The organism is Paenibacillus sp. NPDC056579, from assembly GCF_042793215.1.
Taxonomy (GTDB): Bacteria; Bacillota; Bacilli; order Paenibacillales; family NBRC-103111; genus Paenibacillus_S.
In genome coordinates this window covers 92,213-114,166 of record NZ_JBHTVD010000004.1, presented here as the reverse complement: position 1 = coordinate 114,166, position 21,954 = coordinate 92,213, and the positions used below count along the sequence as shown (strand labels likewise).

Below are 21,954 nucleotides of genomic sequence, written 5' to 3'. Positions count from 1 at the left end.
GTATCCTCCTTCGTTGCCCCGGGCAGCTAATTCTACTTATGACTGCCTCCGAGCACTTCTTCGATCGTAACCGGACGATGCTCCTTAACCGAGCGCCATACGGCTTCGCCTGCAGCCACTGAATATGCTCCGTCTTCTGCGCCGGATAAAATGCGGTACGGGCGCGCAGGATCCTCGCCCATGAACAGGTCCTCCAGCAGCAGCGGATCGCCGCCGCCGTGTCCGCCTTCGCGGTGAACCACATGAAGCGTTTCTTTGGAGCCGAACAGCGGGAGATAATCGATCGTTTGCACCGGGGTCGGAAACGGAGTTCTGCCCGGCATATGATATTCCATCGTTTCCAACCGGCCTTTCGTTCCGTTAATGGCCAGACGGTACCCTTCGTACGGCAAGGAGAAATTGACCGAATAGCTGAGCAAGGCGCCTTCGTTATACTTAATTGTTGCGGAGTACGTATCCTCGATATTGATTTGCGAATCGAAGATGCATTGATCCGGGCGATAGTCGGAATACGGGAACGACGATTTGCCCGCTTCCAGCGAACCCAAGTGGTCATCGGGAACACGAATGTTTTTGCTGCGGGCGTTCCATCGCGAGTAATAGGTACAATCCGCAGTGTACTCACAGGTGCTGCAGAACCTGCCGTCTTCCTTCTTCGGGTTCAGCTCTCCTTCGGCGCCGTAGTAGTTCAGCGCTCCGTAGGCGAATACCTCCACCGGCTTCTGCCCGATCCACCAGTTCACCAAATCAAAGTGATGGGTACATTTGTGGATGGACAATCCGCCGGACAGCTCGCGAACCCTGTTCCAACGCTTGAAGTAGCTGGAGCCATGGTACGTATCCAAATACCAGTTCAGATCGATCGACGTAATCCGGCCCAGCTTCCCTTCCAGCACCAGCTCCTTGATTCTGGTATGGATCGGCGCGTACCGGTAATTGAACGTTACAGTGACGCTACCTTTGCTTTCCTTCTCCGCCTCCATCACGCGCCGGCTATCTTCGCCTGTCGTGACCATAGGCTTCTCTGTAATAACATCCAGATCACGACGCAGCGCGGCTATCAAATATTGCGCGTGCGTGTCGTCGCGGCCCGCTACGATAATGACGTCCGGACGCGTTTCATCCACCATCCGGTCGAATTCGTGTTCATTATAAGTTTTCACATCCGCATTCTCGGGAAAACGAGTGCGATACAGCTCGAAGCGCATCGGATCCCGGTCCAGCAAGCCTACAAGCTCGCATGTGCCCGCGAATGTGGACAAGATCGGCTTGGCGAACATCCCGAGCGCTCTGCCGCTTACTCCACAGATTGCATATCTTTTCTTCTTCATCGTACAGTCCTTTCTTACGCTATCTTCTAGATGCGCACCGGAATGAGCAGCAGGCGCCATCGCCGGAGAAATATTCTCCGGCAGGTCACCTGCTGGCTTGTCCCGCTATTTTTTTACTTTGGCATACCAGTCCTGAACACGCTTGGTAACTGTTTCACCACCGGATTTGTTCCAACGGTCTACGAATTCGTCGAACTTCTCCAGCGGCCAGTCGCCGATAACGATTTTGGTTACGTATTCCTGGAAAAGCTTGTGCGATTGAATATCCGGGAAGCCTTCGTATACGGTGTTCGGCAGGCCGTCTCCTGCGATACGGCGAGCATCCGCCGTGTTCACGACAAACATATCCGACACCATTTTTTGCATATTTTCAGGAACCGTTTCCTTAATACGGATGTCCATATCCTCTTTCGTCGTCAGATTGCGCATGCCGAGCGCAAGCGGACGGCTGTCCTCCGGCGGAAGGAGCACCTTCTTGCCGTTTTCCACCTTATGCTGCAAGCCTTCGATACCGAAGCGGACAAATTCGTCGTTATTTGTATCATAGAAGAAGTCCAAGAGCTTCAGGGACGCTTCCGCTTTGTCTTTGGCCGCCAGCGGGATAATCCATTCCGGCTCGCCCATGCTTTTCTGAGTAACGAAGCCTTGGAAGCCCTCGACCTTCGGCATCGGCATTCCCACGATATACGCATCCGGCGCACCCTTCAGCATCGCGTTATAACGGTCGCGCACGTTGGCAGGCAGATGATACCAGCTGCCGACCAGGTTGTTGTTGATCTTGGCCTGCCACACATCGCCCTTGTTCAAGAAGGTTTCGTTGTCCAGCAGCTTTTCTTTGTACAGGTCGCGAATATAAGCAATGGCCGCCTTCATATTCTTGGTCACGCCGGCATATTGAATTTTGCCTTCATAGATGTCCCACTCCGGGCTTCCTTCCCACATCGCGACTCCATACATGCCGAAGAGATGATCCATCCATTTGCCGAATTCCCGTCCCGAGGTCGGAAGCTCGTCCTTCTGCCCGTTGCCGTTCGGGTCCTTGTCGCGGAATGCCCGCAGAACCTCCTTGTACTCCTCCGCCGTCTTCGGCATTGGAAGTCCGACCTTGTCCAGCCAATCCTTGCGGATCATCGGTGCCCGTTCAGGAACTAGGAACACCTTCGGCACATAATAGATATGTCCGTCAGCCGAAGCCGAGCGCACAATGTCCCATGCTTCCTTAGGAATGTTCTTCCACACGTTCGGAGCGTATTTCGGTAGCAAATCATCCAGCGGCAGCGCTCCGCCTTGTTGAATCAGCGTTTGCTCGATGCCCCCGATCGGACGGAGTATATCCGGCATGTCGTCCGACGCGATCAGCAGATTGAGGTATTCCGTCGGTTCCGAGCCTGGAGGCGTTGTTATCAATTGATATTCCACACCTGTCTTCTCGGCGACATATTTCACGTGAGCGTTATTGCTGTCCGGAATGGATCCGACGCCCATATGGCTTTTGAACACTTTGACTTGAACGGATTTTCCGTCCTTACCGTTAGCACCGGATTTATTCTCCCCTGCGCTGGAGCATCCGCTGAGTGCGGCAGTTGCGGCAAGCGCGATTAATGCCGACCATGTCGTCGTTTTTCTAAGCATCTGTTTCGACATGCTGTTTGTTCCTCCCTTTTAATAAATGAAATGATCTCTATATCAAGCTGAACATGGAGCTTAATACCGTAGGCGTTATTCTTTCAGCGAGCCTAGCATGGAGCCTTTTACGAAATACTTTTGCAAATAAGGATACACCAAAACGATAGGAATAGTTGCAAAAAGTATCGTTGCCGCCTTCAAAGTCGTCGTATTGAAATCGTAGTCGCCCAAGAACATGTTGACGGCTGCCAGCTCCTCCGGCGATTGCAAATAAGCGCGAAGCTTAACCTGAAGCGGCCATAAATCCGGATTGCGGATAAACAATACGGCGCGCTGGAATGAGTTCCAATAGCCCACAGCATAGAACAAGCTGACCGTTGCCAGAACGGGCTTGGAGAGCGGCAGGAAGATGCGGAACAGCACACCCGCGTCGTTACATCCGTCGATTCGGGCCGAGTCGTACAGCTCCGCCGGCAGCCCCATAAAGAAGGTTCGGATGATAATCATATTGAAGGTCCCGATCAATCCGGGAAGAATCAAAGCCCAGAGCGAATTCATAAGCCCCATCTCCCGAACCGTCAAGAAGAACGGAATGAGCGGCGCATTGAAAATCATGGTGACGATAATCCCCAGCATAATCGGCTTGCGAATAAGAAATTCCTTATGGGCTAACGGATACGCCATAAGCACCGAGAACAGCATGCTGAGCAGCGTACCTAAGACCGTAATGTACACAGTGATGCCGAAGGAGCCCCACAGCCCTTTATTTTGCAAAATATGCGTCCACGATGCCGTCGTGAAGTCTACGGGAAGCAGAAACACCTCCTTGGAGTCTGCGGCAATGGGCGAGCTAAAGGATACGGCAAGCAGATGAACCAAGGGCAGCAGCATCGTAGCGGCAGCCGCCGCGAGAAGCAAGTAATTGATTACCTGGAATATTTTTTCCCCTAACGTTTGTTTCATTACCATAACCCCTGTTCTGTTTTTCGTGCCATCCGGTTAAAAATCCACAGCAGCGTAAAACCGATGACGGATTGGAATAATCCGATGGCCGTCGTCACACTGTATTGTCCCTGCAGAACCCCTGCACGGTAAACATACGTTTCAATAATGTCGCCGACGGAATAGGTCATTGGCGTTAACAGGTTATAAATCTGGTCGAAGCCGAGCTCCAGGAAGTTACCGATATTCAATAAGAACAGTACGAGAATCGTCGGGAACATAACCGGAAGCGTAATATGAATCGTCTGCTTCCACCGGTTGGCACCGTCCATAACCGCGGCTTCGTACAAATTCGGATTAATTCCCGCAATCGCCGCAAGATAAATGATCGTTCCCCAGCCGATTTCCTTCCAAATGCTGGATATGACGACAATGGTACGAAAATACGCTTGCTCCTGCATGAACAAAATCGGTTCGAGGCCGAACCAGCCGCGGACCATATTGGCCACGCCTTGGGTGGAGAGAAGCTCGAATACGATACCTCCGACGACTACCCAAGACAGAAAGTGCGGCAGGTAGAACAAGCTTTGAATGACCCGCTTGGCGAGCATAATTCTTAATTCATTTAATAGAAGAGCGAGAATGATCGGTGCCGGAAAACCGAATACCAGCTGATAGAGCGCGATCATCGCCGTGTTTCTCAACACGTGGTAGAAATCCTGATAAGTAAAAATAAACCTAAAATTGTCTAAACCGACCCAAGCGCTACCCGTAATTCCTTTAAATATTTGATAGTTTTGGAATGCGATTACGCTTCCGGCCAAAGGCACGTATTTAAACACTAGGTAGAACAGTACGCCGGGAAGAACCATCAAATACAGCATCCAATGTCTTTTCACATTCGTCAGGTATAGGTTCACATAGGAGTGTAATTTCCCTGCCGGCGCTTTGGTGGATTCTGTCATCTTTCGGTTGTATACTTCTGCCACCACCACAAACCTCCTTCGTTTTTCGTCTCGCTCATCATACCCGTTAAGGTTTAAGACGATCAATCGACCATTCCTCCATCGCATGTACAAATACGCTATTTCCACGATTCGAGCGTTATGATAAGGATTGATTGATGCAAAACCTGCCTTATTACTGCATTTTTCGAGTAAATATTGGATCGGTTTGGCCAACTGGTTGGTTGTTTGGCGGATTGGTTGATTGCTTTTTGACCATGCTTATAGGGCTGCAGAATGTTCACTTTGCAAAATAAGACTAACTCGATCAATATTTTAGTAGTCCCTTAATACTGCTTTTGCTGCTTTCGCTGCATATACTAAACCGGGTTTAATACAACTAAACTTTTTTAGACACTTAGGATCATTTCTTGTCTAGCAGATTCTCATTTAGTATAATGTTTAGTGAACTTATCCCGAACGAAAAAATCAGCTACAGCTCAAAGGAGTGCATCCTATTGAAAATAGAGGATATCGCCAAGCTGGCGAATGTATCCAAATCTGCGGTATCCCTGGCGCTCAACGGCAAACCGGGTATCAGTCCGGAAACCCGGCTCAAAATTATCAATATTGCCAAAGAAGGAGGCTATATTCCCCGTACCCAGTCCCGGCCCGAAAAAACGGGCGGAACCTCCCAAATTTTACGGTTTGTCGCCTGCACTAATTCCGGAATCGTATCGGAGCATTATGCGCAGCAGCCATTCTTCATGGAGCTGATTCGCTGCTTTGAGGAGCAATGCCGGACGAACGGCTATTCCTTATTGTTTTCCTCCGTGCCTTCCGATCAGTTAGAGCAGCAGATTGATCAATTGGAGACGGAAAACGAGTCCAACGGCATTATCTTATTAGGTACGAATTTATCTCGAGAACAAATCCGCCTCATTACGAACATCCAGCCGAATCTGGTTGTACTCGACACCTGCTTCGAAACAGAGCAAACCAATTTCATCGTAATGAACAATCGAATGGGTGCTTATCAAGCGGCTCAGCATTTATTGGAGCTTGGACATCGGAGGATCGGATATGTACAATCCAGTTACCGGATGTACAATTTCGATAGAAGGAAGCAAGGGTTTCTCGCCTGCCTGGAGGAGAACGGAGAATCGCTGAAGGACTCCGACGTATTCGCGAGTCCCCCAACGGCCATTACGGCTCAGCCGAGCCTGGTTTCCCTATTCCTGGAACGCAAGGGCTCCATGCCGACAGCATTATTTTGCGAGTGCGATTATATTGCCATTAGTGTTATCAAATCGCTAGCAGAAGCCGGATTGCGCGTTCCGGACGACATATCCGTCGTCGGCTTTGACAACATCCATGAATCTGTAGTCATTACTCCGGAATTGACAACGATCCATGTGGAGAAAGAAACCATCGCCGAGATGGCCGTCAAGAAGCTGATGAGTATGATCGATAACGGAGATCGCGTAAACATTAAAGCTTTCGTAGATACGCGGCTTGTTGTTCGTAAATCTTCACGAGCTTTACAGGACTAATAAACACAAACAAGCTGACCTTTGCGATAGGGCAAAGTCAGCTTGTTTTGTTGTAGGGCATATACTTTATTCCATGGTCAGCCTACATAGCATCTATCGTAAACGGTCAGCTCGCAGTATGACTCTTCAGCAGCGTGCTGGAATCAAACAGCCGTCCTTCTTCTCTGAGCCAACGCTCCGCATCCGGAAGATCGAAATAACGCAGCATCCCAGGGAGAATGAAGCTGAGTGAGTCTGTTTCATCGTAAAACGGCTCCTTGATCCAGCCTGCAAGGCTGTTCATTGATTCGTCCAATCGAACGCTCTGAACACGGGAATCCAGTAGAGTCGCGAGCTCCGCATAAATGGCGTAACGTCCGCTTCCGTAAAGCTGGATATCGCTGGAATCGACCGTCTTCAGCTCGGATGCCAGCTGAATCGCTCGCAGCACGTCGTAGGTTCTCACGGCAGCCATGCTGTCGCCAAGCCACATCAGCTCGTCGGTATGCCTATCCATCACGCCGAACCGTTTGAACGGTTTGTCCGTTGGGGAATTCAAGTGCGGCAGCAGCGGTCCGATCCCCGTCGGATTCAATACCATAACGATGCGGCCGGCAGCGCAGGTTTCTTCAATCCAGGAGCCGTGCGTTTCCAGCTGGCTCGTTCCTCCGTCCCACACGGCGATCGTTACTGGAACTCGTTGTCCGTGGAGCTTCGAATCGTAAAATTGCAGCGCATGATTCAACAATCCGGGCTGGCTCCACCATATCGTGCGAAGCACCCACATATTGTCCACTTCGCCTCCTCCCGAAGGCCGGGGGTTCAGGTCGCAATGAGTTCTGTTGTAAAATACGCTTTTTCTCAGCCACGCTAAAGCTCTGCTCTTTCGTTCCTCGCCGGACAACGCTTCTCTCGCCTTCTCGAAATGCGCAAGCCGTTCCACATTCTCATCAAATACGCTTCTGGCCTGCTCGATTTCCCCGATCACTTGCCCGCTGTGAGTGCACCACAGCTGCTCGTTCGGAATGAGCTGGATTTGATCGTCCGCTGGAACGTACTCTTTACCCAGCAAATGCTTGGAAAAAAAGGCCGCGGCAGTCCGGGCGAGCGGCAGCGTAAATTTGTGCACATTCTCATCCTCGAATAGGCGCAAGTCATCGCTTCGGCCATACATTTCCCAAAAGCGGCGGTTAACGGCCACCGTATGCCGGGGTCCTTCAATAGGAACGGAGTCGTACGTTGTAGCAAGAACGCATACCGGCCGCGGGGCCATCGCCAGGATGATGTCCTCATGATCGAAGCCATGGGCGGAAAATCCGGGCCATTTTTGCTCGGCATCCTGCGCTTTCCCTGTGAGCAAAAAGTACGGCCGGTTCATAATAAATCCGCCTGGAGCGGCTGCAGCAATCCTTTTGTCGTACATCATAACAAGAGAGGTTTGCGTGCCTCCACCGGAATGTCCGGTCACACCGATGCGGGATGGATCGACTTCCGGCCTTGTGCACAAATAATCGATAGCTCGTACGGCATCATGGAGCATATAGCGGGCAAGACTATCTCCGAGAGGCATGCACTGCCTGCCCACATTCTCGTGCTCGGTTACGCTGGTCATCGGAGCCTGCTTCGTCTCGGGATCGTAATAGCCGAACCGCTCTCCCTGGCCGACTGGATCGAGCGACATGACGACCAAACCGGCGTGAACCAAATAGTGGCACACGGTCTGGTATTCATCACAATGCTTCGCCTGCTCGCGATGTCCGCACAGCAGCAGTACAGCGCCTCCCGGCGTAACGAGTGAATCGGGAATATAGACGTTGGCTGCCGCATAGACATGAGGTCTTGGCTCGAACAGGACCTTTTCTACCCGAAACCCGTTTCCCGCTACCGTTCCGGTAATCTTGGCGTTTAATGGAGTATCGGAGGAGGGCATTCCGCCGATACAACGCTCCAAGCCTTCGCGAATGACTTGCTGCCGCTGTTCCAAAGTATGCTTATCCTTAATTGCAGCCCGTGCTTCTTCGCCCTTTCGTGCTGCCTGCATAGCCTGCTCATAGACCCATCTCGGCAGCTGGCTCTTTACGTCGAAATGGGCAATGCCTACATTTTCCAAATTCTCGTACACGTCCGTCATCTCCCTCTTCATGCGGCAGATCGCGTCTTGAGCACTCTCTAGCTCCCATCTTGGATGCCTTCGCTCTCCCCCAATTTCCCGCTTCCTCTAATGGCTTAAGTCGCTCAATAGCAGTTCTGTCCGGCAAAGCGAGTTGCTGCTAAACTTCAATTCGCCGTTTACATACAGCCGGTAGCCCTCCTCGCACATATTCGTATGCATGGACTGCGCACTTGTCCCCGGCTTCCGGTAAGTAAGGCGCAGGTTCAGTCCCGCTGCCTTAATTCGGTCCAGAGTAAAGTAATCCAGACCGATATCGAGCGGATCAAGTAGGATCCGATCCGCTTCAACGGACAATCCCGCAATATGAGTAATTAACAGATCAATGTAGTAGGAATGGTTATATTCCTGTTCGTCGCTCAGCGGTTCCCCGGTTTCGCTGTTGTAATGCTCTACGAGACCCGGTTGGTTGAGGTCCCTCTGCATAAAATGAAGGAACGAGTATTCGCGGAAATAATGAGCGAATGCCTCATCGAATTCATGGTTTCTCCGCTTGCTTTCTTTGGCGAGAGCATCAAGTGCAATCGAATTCGTATAAGGCCATGTAGGACCGTCCCAGACGCAGCCGTTACGCCCTTTGACGAAATGGCCCATCCATCCTCCGTCCTTTGAATACGCAGGACAATCGGCTGAAACCGACGGGAACGGGCAGTTCGTGTGAAACTCCTGATCGTTAAACAAATGCTCGATCATCCCGTTGAACCGCTCGTCGATCATTTCCGCCCAGCCCGGATAGATCCCGACAATATTTTTGACCAGCGCCTTCTCGTCGGTCTGATAATGCAGGTCGTAGAAATAAGCTGTTTCGTCATCCCACATTTTCGCAATAATATCCCGCTTGATCTCGTCAGCCAGCTTGTAATAGCCTTCCGCATCCGTATCCCCGCACAGCTCGCACAGCTTGGCTACACCCAGAGCGTTCAAGTAATGGTATACGGCGCGGTCCACCCGTTTCAAATGAGTATAGGTCGACATATCCTTCGGATTTTTCGGATAGTTATGGAAGTACCAATAGCTTGGCTGATATTCCTTTCCGGTCCTTGTGTGCTTATGCTCAATCATCAATTGATCGTTCTCGTTACCATGAACGTGCTTCCACGACGAGATTTGCTGCTTCAACGCCGGCAGCAGCTCCGTGATTACATCCCGATTTTGATGCACTAAATACAGCTTATAGGCGGCCCAGCAGGAAAAGTTGGCGAAGGAGTGCATGACGGTGTCCACCGTCAAGCAGCAAAACATGCCGGTCTCATCGGCTCCTTGCTTCATATTCTGCAAAGCGCCTTCGCAATAAACCGGATCGTGATACCACCTGGCATCCATCAAATGCAGCGGCACGGACAGGTTGATCAGCTTGCTGAACTCCCAGCCTCCTTTGTCGAACGGCCTTTTGCTTTTCTTATGAGACCTTCCCTCGTAAAATAACGGATAAGTCAAATGCCCATACCGCGGATCGGCCAAATTGTGTCGCAGCAGAAACCAGCGGTACTTCCACGTTTTGTCCAACAACGCGTCGCTGCTCTCAAAGGTTGGCGCCTTGTCGAACCAGGCTTGATATTCACTTCTGTACGCTGCCACGATGTCATCGGCCGTCTTTGCCGACTTTGCGTACCCGGCGGCCCGTCGTTTCAACCTATCCGGTTCGTCCTGTCCCTCTATGCCTAATGCAGCACAGATGACAAGCTCCTTCGACTCACCGGGCTTCAGCCGCAGCTCATCCAGTAACGCAGGATCGCTAACCGCGATGATACCTGTCAAATCGAAGCTATAATGCTCAATAGGAAACCCGCCCTGCAGCAGCTCCCCGTCCCTTACCGTAAAGGAGCTGCCATATGTCTCCAGCTTCAAGACAAGGTCTTCTCCGCTTAAGTTCGTCCAAATTTGACACGATACGGCACAATCGTCCCATGTAATGAATTTCCTCTCGGTTAACGATAACCGGCTTCCAACATACTCCATCGCCAAATGGCTCGGAAACCATTCGGTTCGGCAAGGCTCGAAGCTTTTTACCCGATTCGTTACCACCGAATAGAGCAATGGAATATTGACCTTATGTATAAAGTCGAACCTGCCGGAAAATCCCGGCTTCGGCTCGACATAATCGGCCCACAGCCGCGCTCCGGTGGAACCAAGCAATAAGGCTCCCGGGAGCGTGCGAAGCGCTTTGTTACCCGCCCGTAAATCTTCGTCCCATAAGCTTTCCGTCGGCATGGAACCCCTCCTTGTGCTTCTGCAATTACCATGACTCAACTGCTGCTAAGTATTAATATAGTAGACTCCCGTGACAGGAGAGTGGTGTTTATGTGCTCAATGTATAGGGCAATCAGACTTATTCCGCAATGGTAATACGGCAAAAAGCGATACGTTCCCTCTTCCACGTATAAGTTATTAACAAATCATTTCCATTGGCTATAGCCGCGGGATAGGAATACTGCCCTTCGCCTTCATCGATTAGAAGCTCGTGCTCCCATGTTTGCCCGTTATCAACGGACAACCGGACGACAAGCGGTGTTCTCGGCCCTTTCGTCTTCCCCTCTTCCGGACGGACGGGATTATACACCAAGGCCAGCGTGCCAGTGTCCGTCTTCACCAGATCAATGCCGCTGTTATTGTTCGGCAACCCGGTTCGATAGGCCGCACACCACGTCTTGCCCCCATCCTCCGAATCGCTCCGGTAAATGGCCCCTTCCGTGCTGCGCATGAGCATGTGTACGTTTCCCGGCTCCGATTCCCATAGAGTCGGTTGAATGACGCCTTTGCCCAATAAGCCGCTGTGATCGAGTGGAACCGTTTCGCTTCGGACCCAGGTTTCTCCTCCGTCGGCGGAGAGATCGACGAAGCAATCCCATGCGGGCTCCAATGACGCAGGGGCCGCAAGAGTACCGTTTTGCAGCACGATCGGCTTGTTTTTGACTGGGCCTCTTCCCCCTACATCTCCCTCCACCAAGGGAGCGGGATCACTCCAAGTCATGCCGTTGTCCGTTGAACGAATGACCATCGTCACCCATTCGGAGATGCTTGCGCCGACTTTATAATAGAGGAAGAGCACGCCGTCATCCCTGAGGAAAAGCACCGGGTTCCACAGCGGGATATCCTCCTCGTCGGCTGCTTTTACAGGATAAGTCCAGCTGCCGTTCCGTCTGTGAGATGTCCAAATAGCGACATCCCCTGCTTTCTCCCGGGTCCCTCCGAACCAGGCGGCAATAATATCACCGTTAGGCAGCAGCTCTAATGTTGAAGCATGGCAGCTTAAAAAAGGCCGGTCATCCTCGAAAATATATTCCTTTGTATGACTTACGTAGTTCAAAGCTGAGTCCCCCCCTGTTTCGTCTCGATTTACATCCTTATACATGAATACTTCGCCGGTTCAGAACATCCGCTACTTTCACAACCTGACCCGTTCTCATAGATTGTTCCATTGCTTCCATTACTGCGAGTGTACGTATTCCTTCCTGTAAATCCGGCTTAGGAGTATGGCCGGCATTCAACCTATCGGCAAAATCCTCAATATAGTTCTGGTATTCACCGGCATGATGGCTTTCGCCCTCAAAGCGGAAATAATAGCCGTGCTTTTCCTCGTACGTATGCAGCTTGGCTGTCTTGGCGACGGGTTCGAAATTCGTGTAGTAGGTGAGCTTGGGATATCCGGCTCTGCTGATCCCCTTCGTTCCTGTCAAGGTGCAGCTGATTTGTTGTTGAACTGCCGTCCCCAAAGTAGGCGCTGCATAGACACCGCTAACGTTGACGCATTTGCCTTCCTTGCTTTTCAATATAAACTTCAACGTATCCGGAGCCGACAACCGGTACTCCTTCGTATTAGAGCTTACTACCCCTACACCGTACACTTCCTCGATATTGGGCATATACCATACCGCCAGATCGACCGCATGGATCATAAAATTGTACAGCCACGAGAACCCTAGCTGATGGCTCCAGCCTTTCTTGAGAAACCAACGGGAATCGCTGATATAGTGCGTATCTACCGTCAACAGCTCTCCGTGCAGCCCTTCGTCGAAATCCTTTCGCTGCATCATCAATGGCTCGAAGTAGCGTGAGCTCTGTCCCACGAACACGCTTTTTCCCGCTTTGCGTTGAGCTTCCAGCAGCTCGTTGGCCTGGTCAAGGGAAACCATCAGCGGTTTGGTGCAAATAACATGCTTGCCCGCTTCCAGCGCTTGTTTAATATGCTTGGCATGAAGCTGATCCGGTGTATAAATGCCTATGACATCTATGGAAGGATCCGTAAGCAGATCTTCAAATTTCAAGGTATACCGGTGAAAATCGAACTCGGTGCACCTTTGTTTGCACAGCTCTTCGTTCAGGTCGCAAATATTTCCCAAAACCCATTTCTCGCTCTGCAGGGCAGCCGAAATAATGCTTCGGCCTTCTCCCAGCCCCAACACGCCCAGCGTCCAAACTTTGCTCATACGCTCAACCTCTTTTCCGCCATGATTTAATGAAAAGCAGACCGCCATTGGCGTCTGCTTGTGGTTGCGGCTTCTCACGCGAACTCGCTATAGAGCTCGTGCTCTGATTGCAATATACGGCTTTCCAGGCAAGTCGACGCGGACAGGACCGGAATGCTCGCCGTCCAGCGTATGAATTGTCATATTCCACGTATCGACGATATCGATTTGGAAACGGCGTTCTTCCGGAAGCGGCAGCTGCCGGTAGGCAGGTCGGTGGATACCGAAATATTGCAAATAATATTGTCCTTCCACCCCGATCGTCGGAGCATCTCGAAAGCTGTCCAGCGGTTCCGTGCTATCCGGAGCTTCATCTAGAATGTCGCGCAAAAATGCGATTCGTTCCGGGCTGTCGCCGTACAATCGGCCGCCCTTGGACCACCAGACGATGTCTTCCGGATGAACGAACGTCTCGCCGTGACCGACGTAGCCGCCCCGGGCAAAGCCATCCCAGAATCGGGCTGTCATTTCCTCGCCTGTAATATTACCCCATCTTTGCGGCAGATTGCCTTCATAGCAGCACTCGTCCACTACGACCGGCTTCCGGTAACGTTTACGCCAAGCGTTGGTTGGGGACAGCTCCCAATATTGCATACTGACATGCGTCACCCACGTCTTGGAATGATCGTACAGCACCAGAGTGTCCGGATCGTACATTTTGGTTCCGTTATGTATGGATCGCAGATGCTGGTAAGGATCGCTTTCCACTACGATGCGGAAGAAACGGTCCCAATCGTCCATTGTTTTGGCAGCCATAAAATCAAACTCGTTGGCGAGCGACCACCAAACGTTCCGGTAGGCCGACAGCCTTGCAATGACATACCTCAAATAAAACTCGTCCGTCTCCGCATCCATCCGGTCGAAGCCCCAATGACCTTTGTCGTACGGGTGGAACAAGATTAAATCCGCTTCTATGCCAAGCTGTTGAAGCTCCATGATTCTTCTTTCCAGTCTTGCGAAATAGTCCGGATTGAATCGGGTCCAATCAAAGCCCTCTTCTCTGGAGCCGGCAAAAGGAAAGCAATCCGGTTCGTTCATATTGAAGCTGTAGCGCTTGGGAAACACGCACATGCGAATCTTGTTGAACGGAGAGCTGCCGAGCGTTTGCAGCGTCTCCAGCTGCAAAGCCTCCTCCTGGTGAGTCCACGCATAACAAGTGGTACCGAACGGCCTGTACGCCTTGCCATCTTCGTATGCGAAGCGTACCGCATCCCGCACCCTTACCGGACCGTGGTTTCCTGCGGAAGGCGGAATGCACACGAAGCTCCCGGCTGACCCGTCAAGCCTTGCAACACGGCTGCTGATCGAATAGGACCATTCGCCCACCGAGTCCGGCATAAAACGAACCTTATACACACCGTTTCCGTCATAAAAGCCGTCGACCTTTATCGTACGGTGCTTATATTGAAATTGAGCCTCCAGCGAAATCTCCTTATACGGATTCCCTTCACTGCCGCCTTCCAATGTCAGCTCAAATACGCCCCAACGCTCGACTTCATTGCTGTGAATCACGTTGCTCATGCTTATCTCTCCTTTGGTATTAAATTACTTCCAGACCGACCAGTCCTGCATGTGACGCAGCGTCTCAAGCCGAAATGCCGTTGGCCAAGCGACAAGCCATTCCGACACATCATAAGGCACACCCCAGCGGGTATGGTAAAAGCCTTCATCCTGGCTGCCGGCCGGACGAAGCTTCCCTAATACTTCCAAAGTACCGTCGGAAACTCCGATGGTTCCATTCACCCAGGCCGCTTTCGCGCGTTCAGTCCAGGCGGAATTTCCGGTTATTTCCCCGAGCTTCAGCCATTCGAGAACATAGTCGAGTGCGTAAGGGTCCATATGGTGATGCTGCGTCGAAACCGATGTGCCGCCGAACGTATCGTAAGCAAGGGCGTGGAGCGCGCTGCCTTCCGGATACTGCACGGTATGGTGCCACTGCCAAGTAGCCAAATACCATGAAGCATGCTCCGCCCACTGCAGGTATTGATCGTTGTGCGTTGTTTCGTATAATGCTAACCCGGCTTTCAGAAGAGGAATCGCCGACTCTTTGTCAATGCAGTAAGTATCTAAAGCGCCGGCTGTCGTAAACCCTTCGTTAAGCAAATCCTGGATGTAATATGTGTAGCCTTTCTCAGCCGCCTCCAAATACTTCTTGTCGCGCGTCCGCCGGTACGCCTCAATCAGCGGCGGGATCAGAGAGCTGCCGATCGTTCCTTCAGGATCTACCGAAGCTCCCTGGTTACTCCACGCTTTACCTATTCTTCCTTCCGAGGTCTGGCAGCTAACGGCAAAATTGCATATACCCAAGGCGATCTCTTGGTATTCCGGCCTTGTCAGTCCGCACCGCTCGGCCAATTCGCAGGCTTCGAAGAAATTCATCGCAGCAGCTCCCAAATGGCAGGCGTCCTGTATTTCCCGGGCATCGGGCGCGCAGCTCAGCAAATAATCGAAATGGCAGCGAATCAGCCCGTTATCCAGACGCGCATATCGTGCCCAAGTATCTAAGGCGGCGATCCCTTTATCTAGCGAGCTGCTGTTGTTGTTTAACAAATAGTCGTACAAGAGTGAATTGGCCAGGGAAATATTTTGGCCTGTCCAGCCGATTTTATATCTCGATGTTTTCCGCTGCGTCCACTTCTCTCCGTTCCATTTTAAGCCTATGGAAAAGCCCTTGAAGATTCCGTCCTCAGCCCATAAGCTTTCCTTCGCGTAACGGACACCGAGCCCCCAAATGGTTTCCGGCGTGTGCCAAGCCTTTTGATCATGGAAGTTCAGCTTCCATGCGGTCCCCAGCATTTTGCTCCAGGAAGGTTGGGATTGGGAGGTTTTGGGCACAATAACTAAATAAGCGGTGAGCAGGTACTCCTTTTCCGGTTCGGGGATCCATTGTTCTTCATAATCGTCACCATACTTATCGCGGCTTGCATAAGTTGCCGGCGTTTCCCGAAGCGGCCAGATCAGCTGATGGACGGCAGACGTCTCCTTAGGTACAAGAGAGCAGGAAAATCCGATTTCTTGCTGCTGCCCGAACAGTGCCACGGTCCATTCGGTACCTTCCGAGTAGGTAGCCCCTGCAACGGCCGACCGATGGGATGCGAAGGTCCACGCTTTGCCTTCCTTTTGAAACCCCTTCGGCTCCAGCCCCTTGCCCCATTCATTTCCGTTATAAGTGACTGCCGGAATCATGGCATAAGCAGTCGGATAAGAGGTCTGAAATCCCATCATCAGCTGTTCGATCCGGACCGGTTCCCCTTGTGGGATCTTAATATAGCGCTTCCATTCAAATACGCCTGATTCGAGCTCCGTTATTTCATCGGAATACGGAATTCCTGACGGAATCTCCGACAGGAGCGACCCGATAGTTTCATCGCCATAATGTAGAAAATGATCATTCCATCTATATTTCGAACCCGGTATCGTTCTGACTGTAGTCATGCTGCTATTCCCCGCGCCCATCTTGCTTCACCCACTCTTCGGTTAGACGAACATACTTGATGGCTTTGCGCAAATAGGAATAAGCGATATGGATAGACCCGTCGCGAGCAGCCATGATCGAAGGATAAGAATAGCCGATCGGATGTACCCGATGCTCCTCATCGGCCGTTTGCACGTTCTTGAAATACGGCCATGTATTCCCGCCATCCTCCGAAACCGCCACCGTTAGCGGCGTTCTAAGCGCTTTCTTGCGAAACTCCCCGTTTCTCTCGATCCATCGGAATTGATCGCGTTCCATTGTCGAATCGTTAAATACGAGCGCAAGATGACCGTTATTCAGCTTGCATAATTGAATGGAGGAGTTGTTATTAGGCAGGATGGTCTTCTCCGGAGCCGACCAGCTCCTTCCATGATCCTCGGAAATGCTCGTATAAATACGGTCCGCATGACGGCTTCGGAATACGGCGAAGAGGGAGCCGTCCTTCCGCTCGACCACACTCATCTGCACCCGGTGCAAACTTCCGCTTACTTCGAATTCCTGCCAGCTGCGGCCTTCATCGGATGAAATGAGGACGACGCTGTAGTGCCCGCCGGTTTTGCAATAATATGCCGGAAGCAGCCAATCGCCGTTGCTTAGTACCACAATCGGCTGTCTTAGGAAGAGGCCGGGACCGTCGAACAAAACGACCGGTTCGCTCCATGTATGGCCGCGATCCTCCGACTGGCGCAAAATCACCTTGGCGCTTTTTTGATCATGCGGCTCATTGGATGTATGCAGCAGCCATACCTTTTTATCCGGTGCTTGAAACAAAACCGGGTTTTGCTCCGAATGCTCGGAGTCGGCGGACAGATCTACCGGCGTGCTCCATTGCTTGCTCCCTTCCGGAAGTCGGGAGACGACGATGTTCGTGTCCGGATTCCCTTCCCCGCTGCCTGAGAACCAGACGCACAGCAAGTCGCCGTTGTCCAGCTCTAGCAGGTTGGCGCAATGGCTGTCCGGTTCGTATAGAATAGGCAGCAGCGCTTCCTCAAGCTGAGGGTCTTTTGCAGATACAGACAATAAACCGTTAAACCTTTCCATAGGTGTCACCTGTCCTTTACGTATTTATAAATATGGGCGATCGTTCGTATTTATTTTGCAAAAATGCTCCTATGTACCGAGACCGTTAAATGTTGTATATATGGGGAGTGAAAAAAAGCTATATCGTCCCCCCATGATCATTAATCACCTTCAGCAATCTATTTTGCGAGTCTTCCAAGTGCAAACGGATGACTTTGCGGATTTCTTCAATGGTTCCGTTCTTCATGGCATCGATGATTTCCTCATGCTGCGCCTGTGCCGCTCTCGCCATATCCGGGGTAACAATGGAAGATTTCATCGTAATGTAGCGGTAGTCCATCAGCTTCAAGTAAATATCGATATTTTTTTGATTTTGGCCGATTTTCATAAATTCGATATGAAAGGCCATGTTGAAATCCGCCGATAAATAGTCCCGGACTTGATCCGCATCGATCAATTGCGAGGAACGAAGCAGTATATTCTCCATATTCGCAATCGCAGTTTGCCTTACGCCAGGATCCACATTAGCCAGCTTCTCGATCACCCAAAATTCGAGCATGAGCCGGGTATCCATAATGTCCATAATGTCCTGCGGGTTAATCGCTACGACGAACGTACCCACTTTGGACACGGTTTTCACAAGACCTTCCATTTCCAGGCGATTCAGCGCGTCGCGCACCGGGGTACGGCTAACGCCAAGCTTATCAGCCAAATCCGGGATCGAGATTTTTTCATTCGGAGTGAACTGGCGGCGTATAATTTGATTTTTCAATATGCTGTACGTTTTGTCCCATAGATTGGATGTATCGATTTTTGGCAATTCCATCGTAGTTCACACCTTCTGTTTTATTGCAATTGTAATTCATTATACCTTATTTTCTCAAGAGATGCTCTCCGCATGAAGAAGGCCATTGTTAATGTAATTGTCAATTATGCGAACCAGCTCCGCTCTTTCGGTCCCGGTAATCGGGCTGACCGGCGAACGGGGAGGTCCGGCAGGAAATCCGATCAAATTCATCGCTTCTTTGAGTACGGACGGCAGCGTACCTAGCTGGAATGCGTTACGCAAGTCTCGGAGCACCCTCTGGCTGTTTTCGGCCTGATCATAGTTCCCTTGTTTCCAATGCTCATAGATGGAGACGACAGCTTCGGGGAATACGTTGGCGGTAGCTGCAATAGCCCCTTTTCCGCCTGCCATCAGCGTGGGAAGTATGAGAGAATCCGTACCGGCAAGCACCGAGAACTCCGGCCCCGACTGCTCAATATATTGCAGGATCGTATCAAAACTGCCGCTGCTGTCTTTAATGCCGACAATGTTGTCAATGGCCGCTAATTCCGCAACGGTTGCAGGCTTCAAATGGTTGCCCGTACGAGCGGGGATATTGTACAGAACGATCGGCAAGGAAGTTGCTTCGGCGATACGCCGGTAATGCCCGGACAATTCCTTCTGGGTGAACGTTAAGAAAAATGGTGTAATCACCGACAACGCATCCGCTCCGATGTCTTCCATCTTTCGGGCTAGCCGCACGGTCTCATCGGTCGAAATCTGCCCTACGCCAACGTATACCGGAACGCGCCCCTTCACTTCGTCTACAATGATCTCGGCTACCCGTACTTTTTCCTCAAAGGTCAGCGAAAAAAATTCCCCGTTGGTCCCGAGGCAAAACAGCCCGTGAGCGCCTGCTGCAAGCAGCTTGGTTACAAGTTGCCGCAGTGCGGATTCGTTCAAATCCTGGTTGCTGCAAAACGGAGTAATCATAGCTGGTATGATCCCATTAGGTTGGAACATTGAATTCCCCTTTCAGTTTCGAAAAATCTAGTCTTATCCCTATCATATCGTATAATTAACATGTTGTATACAACATGTTTGATAATTTATTGCTTTTGCACTTTAACACATCCCATTTTTAATAGGTTACGCGATTGAAATAGGCGAACAAGCAAGTACCCTTTACTATTAATACTGCTTTGCCAAATCAACCAGGTTTGCAGACAGCTCGCGCTCCTCGATATAGTTCTGAAGATTTCGTGCAAAAATCTCAAAAGCCCGTTCGTTGTACACCGTCGTCAATCCTGCGTTATGCGGGGTTATGATCACTTGCTCCAGCTCCCACAACGGGTGATCTGCAGGAAGCGGCTCCTGTTCGAACACGTCCAGACCGGCGCCGGCGATGCGGCCCGAATTCAGAGCATGCAGAAGCGCCTCTGTATCTGCCGTTCCCCCTCGTCCCATGTTGATAAAATAAGCCGAAGGCTTCATTGCCTCAAACTCGGCCTTGCGGAACAAATGCCTCGTTTCGGTGGTTAACGGCAGCGTTACGATAACATAATCGCTCTCCGCCAATACTTCATGCAGCCCCTGCAGGTCATACATCCGATCCACAAAAGGAGACGGCTCTCCCGAACGCCGAACGCCAAGCACACGCATATGGAATGCCTTGGCCAGCCTGGCGGTTTCTTCACCGATCGCTCCTACGCCAATGATCCCCATCGTTTTCCCGTGGATTTCGCCGAGGGACCCAGGATTGCTCCACTGCTTATTTATTTGCTTACGGATGGATACATGGAGCTTCCGCGTCAAAGAAAGCATCATCGCAAAAATCGTTTCCGATATCGGATACGCATGTACACCGCTCACACTGGTTAACAGCACTCCTTTATCGGCAAAAGCTTGAAGAGGCAGCCAATCGACTCCAGCTCCCCAGCATTGCACCCACCGGAGCTTCGCTTCCGGCAGCAGACATTCCTGTGCCGCCGTATCGTTCCATCCGGCGACGATTTCGGCATCTCGCAGATGAGGCTGCCAAAGCTCTTTCTCTTTGCCCTGGATAATGCGCCATCCCGGGGCTATTGAATCGAGTCTCTCCCTTTGTTCGGACGATAAGCCGTGCATAATGATCATCGTTCGCATGTATGGTCACTCCCTTTCATCACATCCGCACAGAAAGGCGTATGTCAGACGACACCTTCTTCTATCGTCTGCATGCGCCCCTCCTTTAAAATTAAATGAACTATTCAGTTGAAAGTGTGCCCGCACGAACATGCTCGAAGAAATTTTCGCTGCCGACTTGACCGCCCTTCAACACCAGCTCCAAACCGTCGAACAGCGGCTCGTTGGAGTAAGCCCGGCATAATGGGCCGCCGGGCTCTAATGCAGCCTTGCATTCCAATGCATAGATCCCGAGCTCCCGCGTGACATATCCGGACGTATCCCCGCCGGCTATGACGATGCGCGTCAGGCCGGCCTCCGCAACCAATGCTTTGGCCAGCGCGCCCAGCTCGGAGCCAAGCAGACGGCTGCTCTCCTCGGCCTGCAGCCCTTGCGCTGCAAGCAGCTCCCGCAGCGAACCGATGCTCGCGTCCTGCGGGCCGGCGGCCGAGTACAGGATCACGCTGCGGCCTGCTTGCAGCAGCTCCAGCGTATCCTGCCGCAGCTTGGCCCGTGCCTGCGCCGCCTGCTCCGGCTGGAGCAGCTCCTCCACCGGTACGCGAAGCCCCGCGAACCCGGCCTGCATCGCCCGCTCGATCTGCTTCTCGGTCACCGGCGAGCAGCTTCCCGAGACGACAAGCAGCTTGTCGGCGGCTTCCGCCTTTGCTGCTGCAGCTTGAGCGGCCGGCAGGAGACCCTCCTGCCGCCATACGGCGCTCAGCGCATACTCGACGCCCGAGGAGCCGATGACGAACAAGCCTTCACCCCCTGCTGCTTCCTCCCAAATGAGTCGTCCCGCAGCCTCCAGCCGCTTGTCGTCAAGCACGTCAAACAGGACGAGCTCCGGCTGTTCTTCCTTTACTATCGTGTCCAGCCGCTGCCTTAAGGCATCGGGCTGCCCGTCCAGAGCCACAATATCGAGAAGCGACATTCGCATGCTGGTCTGCTGCCGCAAATGCGCCCGGAGGTCCGATTCCGCCATCGGCGTCACCGGATGCCTTGACATCGTAGGGTGGCGGTCCAGCCGGTACACTTCGCTGCCTGCCCCGGCATAGTGATGTCCGAACACGGTATATCGCCGCAAATAAGGCACGCCGACCAGCATCGGAATGAAGCGGCCCTGATCCGGTCCGCTGAATACTTCACGGCCGATTTCGGCCGCTTTGCCGATACTGCCCAGCTTCGGCGAAGAATCGAAGGTCGAGCATATTTTATAATGCACGACTGCTGCTCCCGCCGACCGGAGCGTTTCCAGTATAGGGCGGAGCTCCCCCACCGTCGCTTCCGGCGATAGGGAACGGCCGACTCCCGCTACGCCGAAGCAGTCCGCGTCGCGAAACGCCCCGTTCAGCAGCTCGGGCTCCGGCGGCTCCAGAAACAGGATCGTACGCAGACCGGCACGGAACAATGCCTCCAGAACGTCCGTCGAGCCTGTGAAATCGTCTCCGTAATAACACAGCAGCCGATTTGGCATTCGGGTATCCCCGGCAACAGCAGATCGGTCATCCCGCATGCTTAT

16 protein-coding genes are annotated in these 21,954 nt (G+C 52.0%); 1 reads left to right on the top strand and 15 read right to left on the bottom strand.

Annotation, left to right across the window (positions count from 1 at the left end):
- Positions 1 to 32: 32 nt before the first annotated feature.
- The 4 genes from ACFQ88_RS17610 to ACFQ88_RS17595 form a co-directional block, all read right to left on the bottom strand.
- Positions 33 to 1,331 (bottom strand): Gfo/Idh/MocA family protein, encoded by a 1,299-nt coding sequence (locus tag ACFQ88_RS17610; protein WP_379454993.1) that lies wholly within the window; start codon positions 1,329 to 1,331, stop codon positions 33 to 35.
- Between the two features lie 105 nt (positions 1,332 to 1,436).
- The gene (locus ACFQ88_RS17605) at positions 1,437 to 2,975 is read right to left on the bottom strand and encodes an extracellular solute-binding protein (protein WP_379454992.1); all 1,539 of its coding nucleotides are present in this window, start codon (positions 2,973 to 2,975) and stop codon (positions 1,437 to 1,439) included.
- A 75-nt stretch (positions 2,976 to 3,050) separates the two neighbouring features.
- Positions 3,051 to 3,920, bottom strand: a complete 870-nt coding sequence (locus ACFQ88_RS17600) for a carbohydrate ABC transporter permease (protein ID WP_379454991.1) — start codon at positions 3,918 to 3,920, stop codon at positions 3,051 to 3,053.
- The gene (locus ACFQ88_RS17595; RefSeq protein WP_239635468.1) at positions 3,920 to 4,783 is read right to left on the bottom strand and encodes an ABC transporter permease; all 864 of its coding nucleotides are present in this window, start codon (positions 4,781 to 4,783) and stop codon (positions 3,920 to 3,922) included. Before ACFQ88_RS17595 ends, ACFQ88_RS17600 begins: the two co-directional genes overlap by 1 nt.
- Positions 4,784 to 5,361: 578 nt before the next feature.
- Between ACFQ88_RS17595 and ACFQ88_RS17590 the strand changes: the two genes are divergently transcribed.
- Positions 5,362 to 6,396 (top strand): LacI family DNA-binding transcriptional regulator, encoded by a 1,035-nt coding sequence (locus ACFQ88_RS17590; RefSeq protein WP_239626027.1) that lies wholly within the window; start codon positions 5,362 to 5,364, stop codon positions 6,394 to 6,396.
- 106 nt (positions 6,397 to 6,502) lie between these two features.
- On the opposite strand, the gene ACFQ88_RS17585 is transcribed toward ACFQ88_RS17590, so the two are convergent.
- The 11 genes from ACFQ88_RS17585 to ACFQ88_RS17535 all read right to left on the bottom strand — a co-directional run bounded on the left by ACFQ88_RS17585 (position 6,503) and on the right by ACFQ88_RS17535 (position 21,948).
- The gene (locus tag ACFQ88_RS17585; protein ID WP_379455848.1) at positions 6,503 to 8,506 is read right to left on the bottom strand and encodes an alpha/beta hydrolase family protein; all 2,004 of its coding nucleotides are present in this window, start codon (positions 8,504 to 8,506) and stop codon (positions 6,503 to 6,505) included.
- An 87-nt stretch (positions 8,507 to 8,593) separates the two neighbouring features.
- The gene (locus tag ACFQ88_RS17580; RefSeq protein ID WP_379454990.1) at positions 8,594 to 10,756 is read right to left on the bottom strand and encodes an MGH1-like glycoside hydrolase domain-containing protein; all 2,163 of its coding nucleotides are present in this window, start codon (positions 10,754 to 10,756) and stop codon (positions 8,594 to 8,596) included.
- Between the two features lie 118 nt (positions 10,757 to 10,874).
- Positions 10,875 to 11,852, bottom strand: coding sequence for a sialidase family protein (locus tag ACFQ88_RS17575; RefSeq protein WP_379454989.1), 978 nt, complete (start codon positions 11,850 to 11,852; stop codon positions 10,875 to 10,877).
- A 37-nt stretch (positions 11,853 to 11,889) separates the two neighbouring features.
- On the bottom strand, positions 11,890 to 12,972 hold the full coding sequence (locus ACFQ88_RS17570) for a Gfo/Idh/MocA family protein (protein ID WP_379454988.1): 1,083 nt from the start codon (positions 12,970 to 12,972) through the stop codon (positions 11,890 to 11,892).
- Between the two features lie 87 nt (positions 12,973 to 13,059).
- On the bottom strand, positions 13,060 to 14,532 hold the full coding sequence (locus ACFQ88_RS17565) for a DUF5605 domain-containing protein (RefSeq protein WP_379454987.1): 1,473 nt from the start codon (positions 14,530 to 14,532) through the stop codon (positions 13,060 to 13,062).
- Positions 14,533 to 14,556: 24 nt separating this feature from the next.
- The gene (locus tag ACFQ88_RS17560; protein WP_379454986.1) at positions 14,557 to 16,446 is read right to left on the bottom strand and encodes a hypothetical protein; all 1,890 of its coding nucleotides are present in this window, start codon (positions 16,444 to 16,446) and stop codon (positions 14,557 to 14,559) included.
- A gap of 4 nt (positions 16,447 to 16,450) precedes the next feature.
- On the bottom strand, positions 16,451 to 17,527 hold the full coding sequence (locus ACFQ88_RS17555) for a sialidase family protein (RefSeq protein WP_379454985.1): 1,077 nt from the start codon (positions 17,525 to 17,527) through the stop codon (positions 16,451 to 16,453).
- Positions 17,528 to 17,645: 118 nt separating this feature from the next.
- A complete protein-coding gene (locus ACFQ88_RS17550; RefSeq protein WP_239626042.1) occupies positions 17,646 to 18,332 on the bottom strand; it encodes a GntR family transcriptional regulator in 687 nt (228 codons plus the stop codon).
- A 54-nt stretch (positions 18,333 to 18,386) separates the two neighbouring features.
- On the bottom strand, positions 18,387 to 19,295 hold the full coding sequence (gene dapA / locus ACFQ88_RS17545) for a 4-hydroxy-tetrahydrodipicolinate synthase (protein WP_379454984.1): 909 nt from the start codon (positions 19,293 to 19,295) through the stop codon (positions 18,387 to 18,389).
- 168 nt (positions 19,296 to 19,463) lie between these two features.
- Complete coding sequence (locus tag ACFQ88_RS17540; protein ID WP_379454983.1) at positions 19,464 to 20,417, bottom strand: D-2-hydroxyacid dehydrogenase; 954 nt, start codon at positions 20,415 to 20,417, stop codon at positions 19,464 to 19,466.
- A 100-nt stretch (positions 20,418 to 20,517) separates the two neighbouring features.
- A complete protein-coding gene (locus ACFQ88_RS17535) occupies positions 20,518 to 21,948 on the bottom strand; it encodes a four-carbon acid sugar kinase family protein (RefSeq protein ID WP_379454982.1) in 1,431 nt (476 codons plus the stop codon).
- Between the last annotated feature and the right edge of the window lie 6 nt (positions 21,949 to 21,954).

Coding starts and splice junctions, on each gene's coding strand:
- ACFQ88_RS17610 (WP_379454993.1), bottom strand. CDS start 1,331: ATGAAGAAGAAAAGATATGCAATCTGTGGAGTAAGCGGCAGAGCGCTC.
- ACFQ88_RS17605 (WP_379454992.1), bottom strand. CDS start 2,975: ATGTCGAAACAGATGCTTAGAAAAACGACGACATGGTCGGCATTAATC.
- ACFQ88_RS17600 (WP_379454991.1), bottom strand. CDS start 3,920: ATGAAACAAACGTTAGGGGAAAAAATATTCCAGGTAATCAATTACTTG.
- ACFQ88_RS17595 (WP_239635468.1), bottom strand. CDS start 4,783: ATGCTGTATTTGATGGTTCTTCCCGGCGTACTGTTCTACCTAGTGTTT.
- ACFQ88_RS17585 (WP_379455848.1), bottom strand. CDS start 8,506: ATGACGGACGTGTACGAGAATTTGGAAAATGTAGGCATTGCCCATTTC.
- ACFQ88_RS17580 (WP_379454990.1), bottom strand. CDS start 10,756: ATGCCGACGGAAAGCTTATGGGACGAAGATTTACGGGCGGGTAACAAA.
- ACFQ88_RS17570 (WP_379454988.1), bottom strand. CDS start 12,972: ATGAGCAAAGTTTGGACGCTGGGCGTGTTGGGGCTGGGAGAAGGCCGA.
- ACFQ88_RS17565 (WP_379454987.1), bottom strand. CDS start 14,532: ATGAGCAACGTGATTCACAGCAATGAAGTCGAGCGTTGGGGCGTATTT.
- ACFQ88_RS17560 (WP_379454986.1), bottom strand. CDS start 16,446: ATGACTACAGTCAGAACGATACCGGGTTCGAAATATAGATGGAATGAT.
- ACFQ88_RS17555 (WP_379454985.1), bottom strand. CDS start 17,527: ATGGAAAGGTTTAACGGTTTATTGTCTGTATCTGCAAAAGACCCTCAG.
- ACFQ88_RS17550 (WP_239626042.1), bottom strand. CDS start 18,332: ATGGAATTGCCAAAAATCGATACATCCAATCTATGGGACAAAACGTAC.
- dapA (WP_379454984.1), bottom strand. CDS start 19,295: ATGTTCCAACCTAATGGGATCATACCAGCTATGATTACTCCGTTTTGC.
- ACFQ88_RS17540 (WP_379454983.1), bottom strand. CDS start 20,417: ATGCGAACGATGATCATTATGCACGGCTTATCGTCCGAACAAAGGGAG.
- ACFQ88_RS17535 (WP_379454982.1), bottom strand. CDS start 21,948: ATGCGGGATGACCGATCTGCTGTTGCCGGGGATACCCGAATGCCAAAT.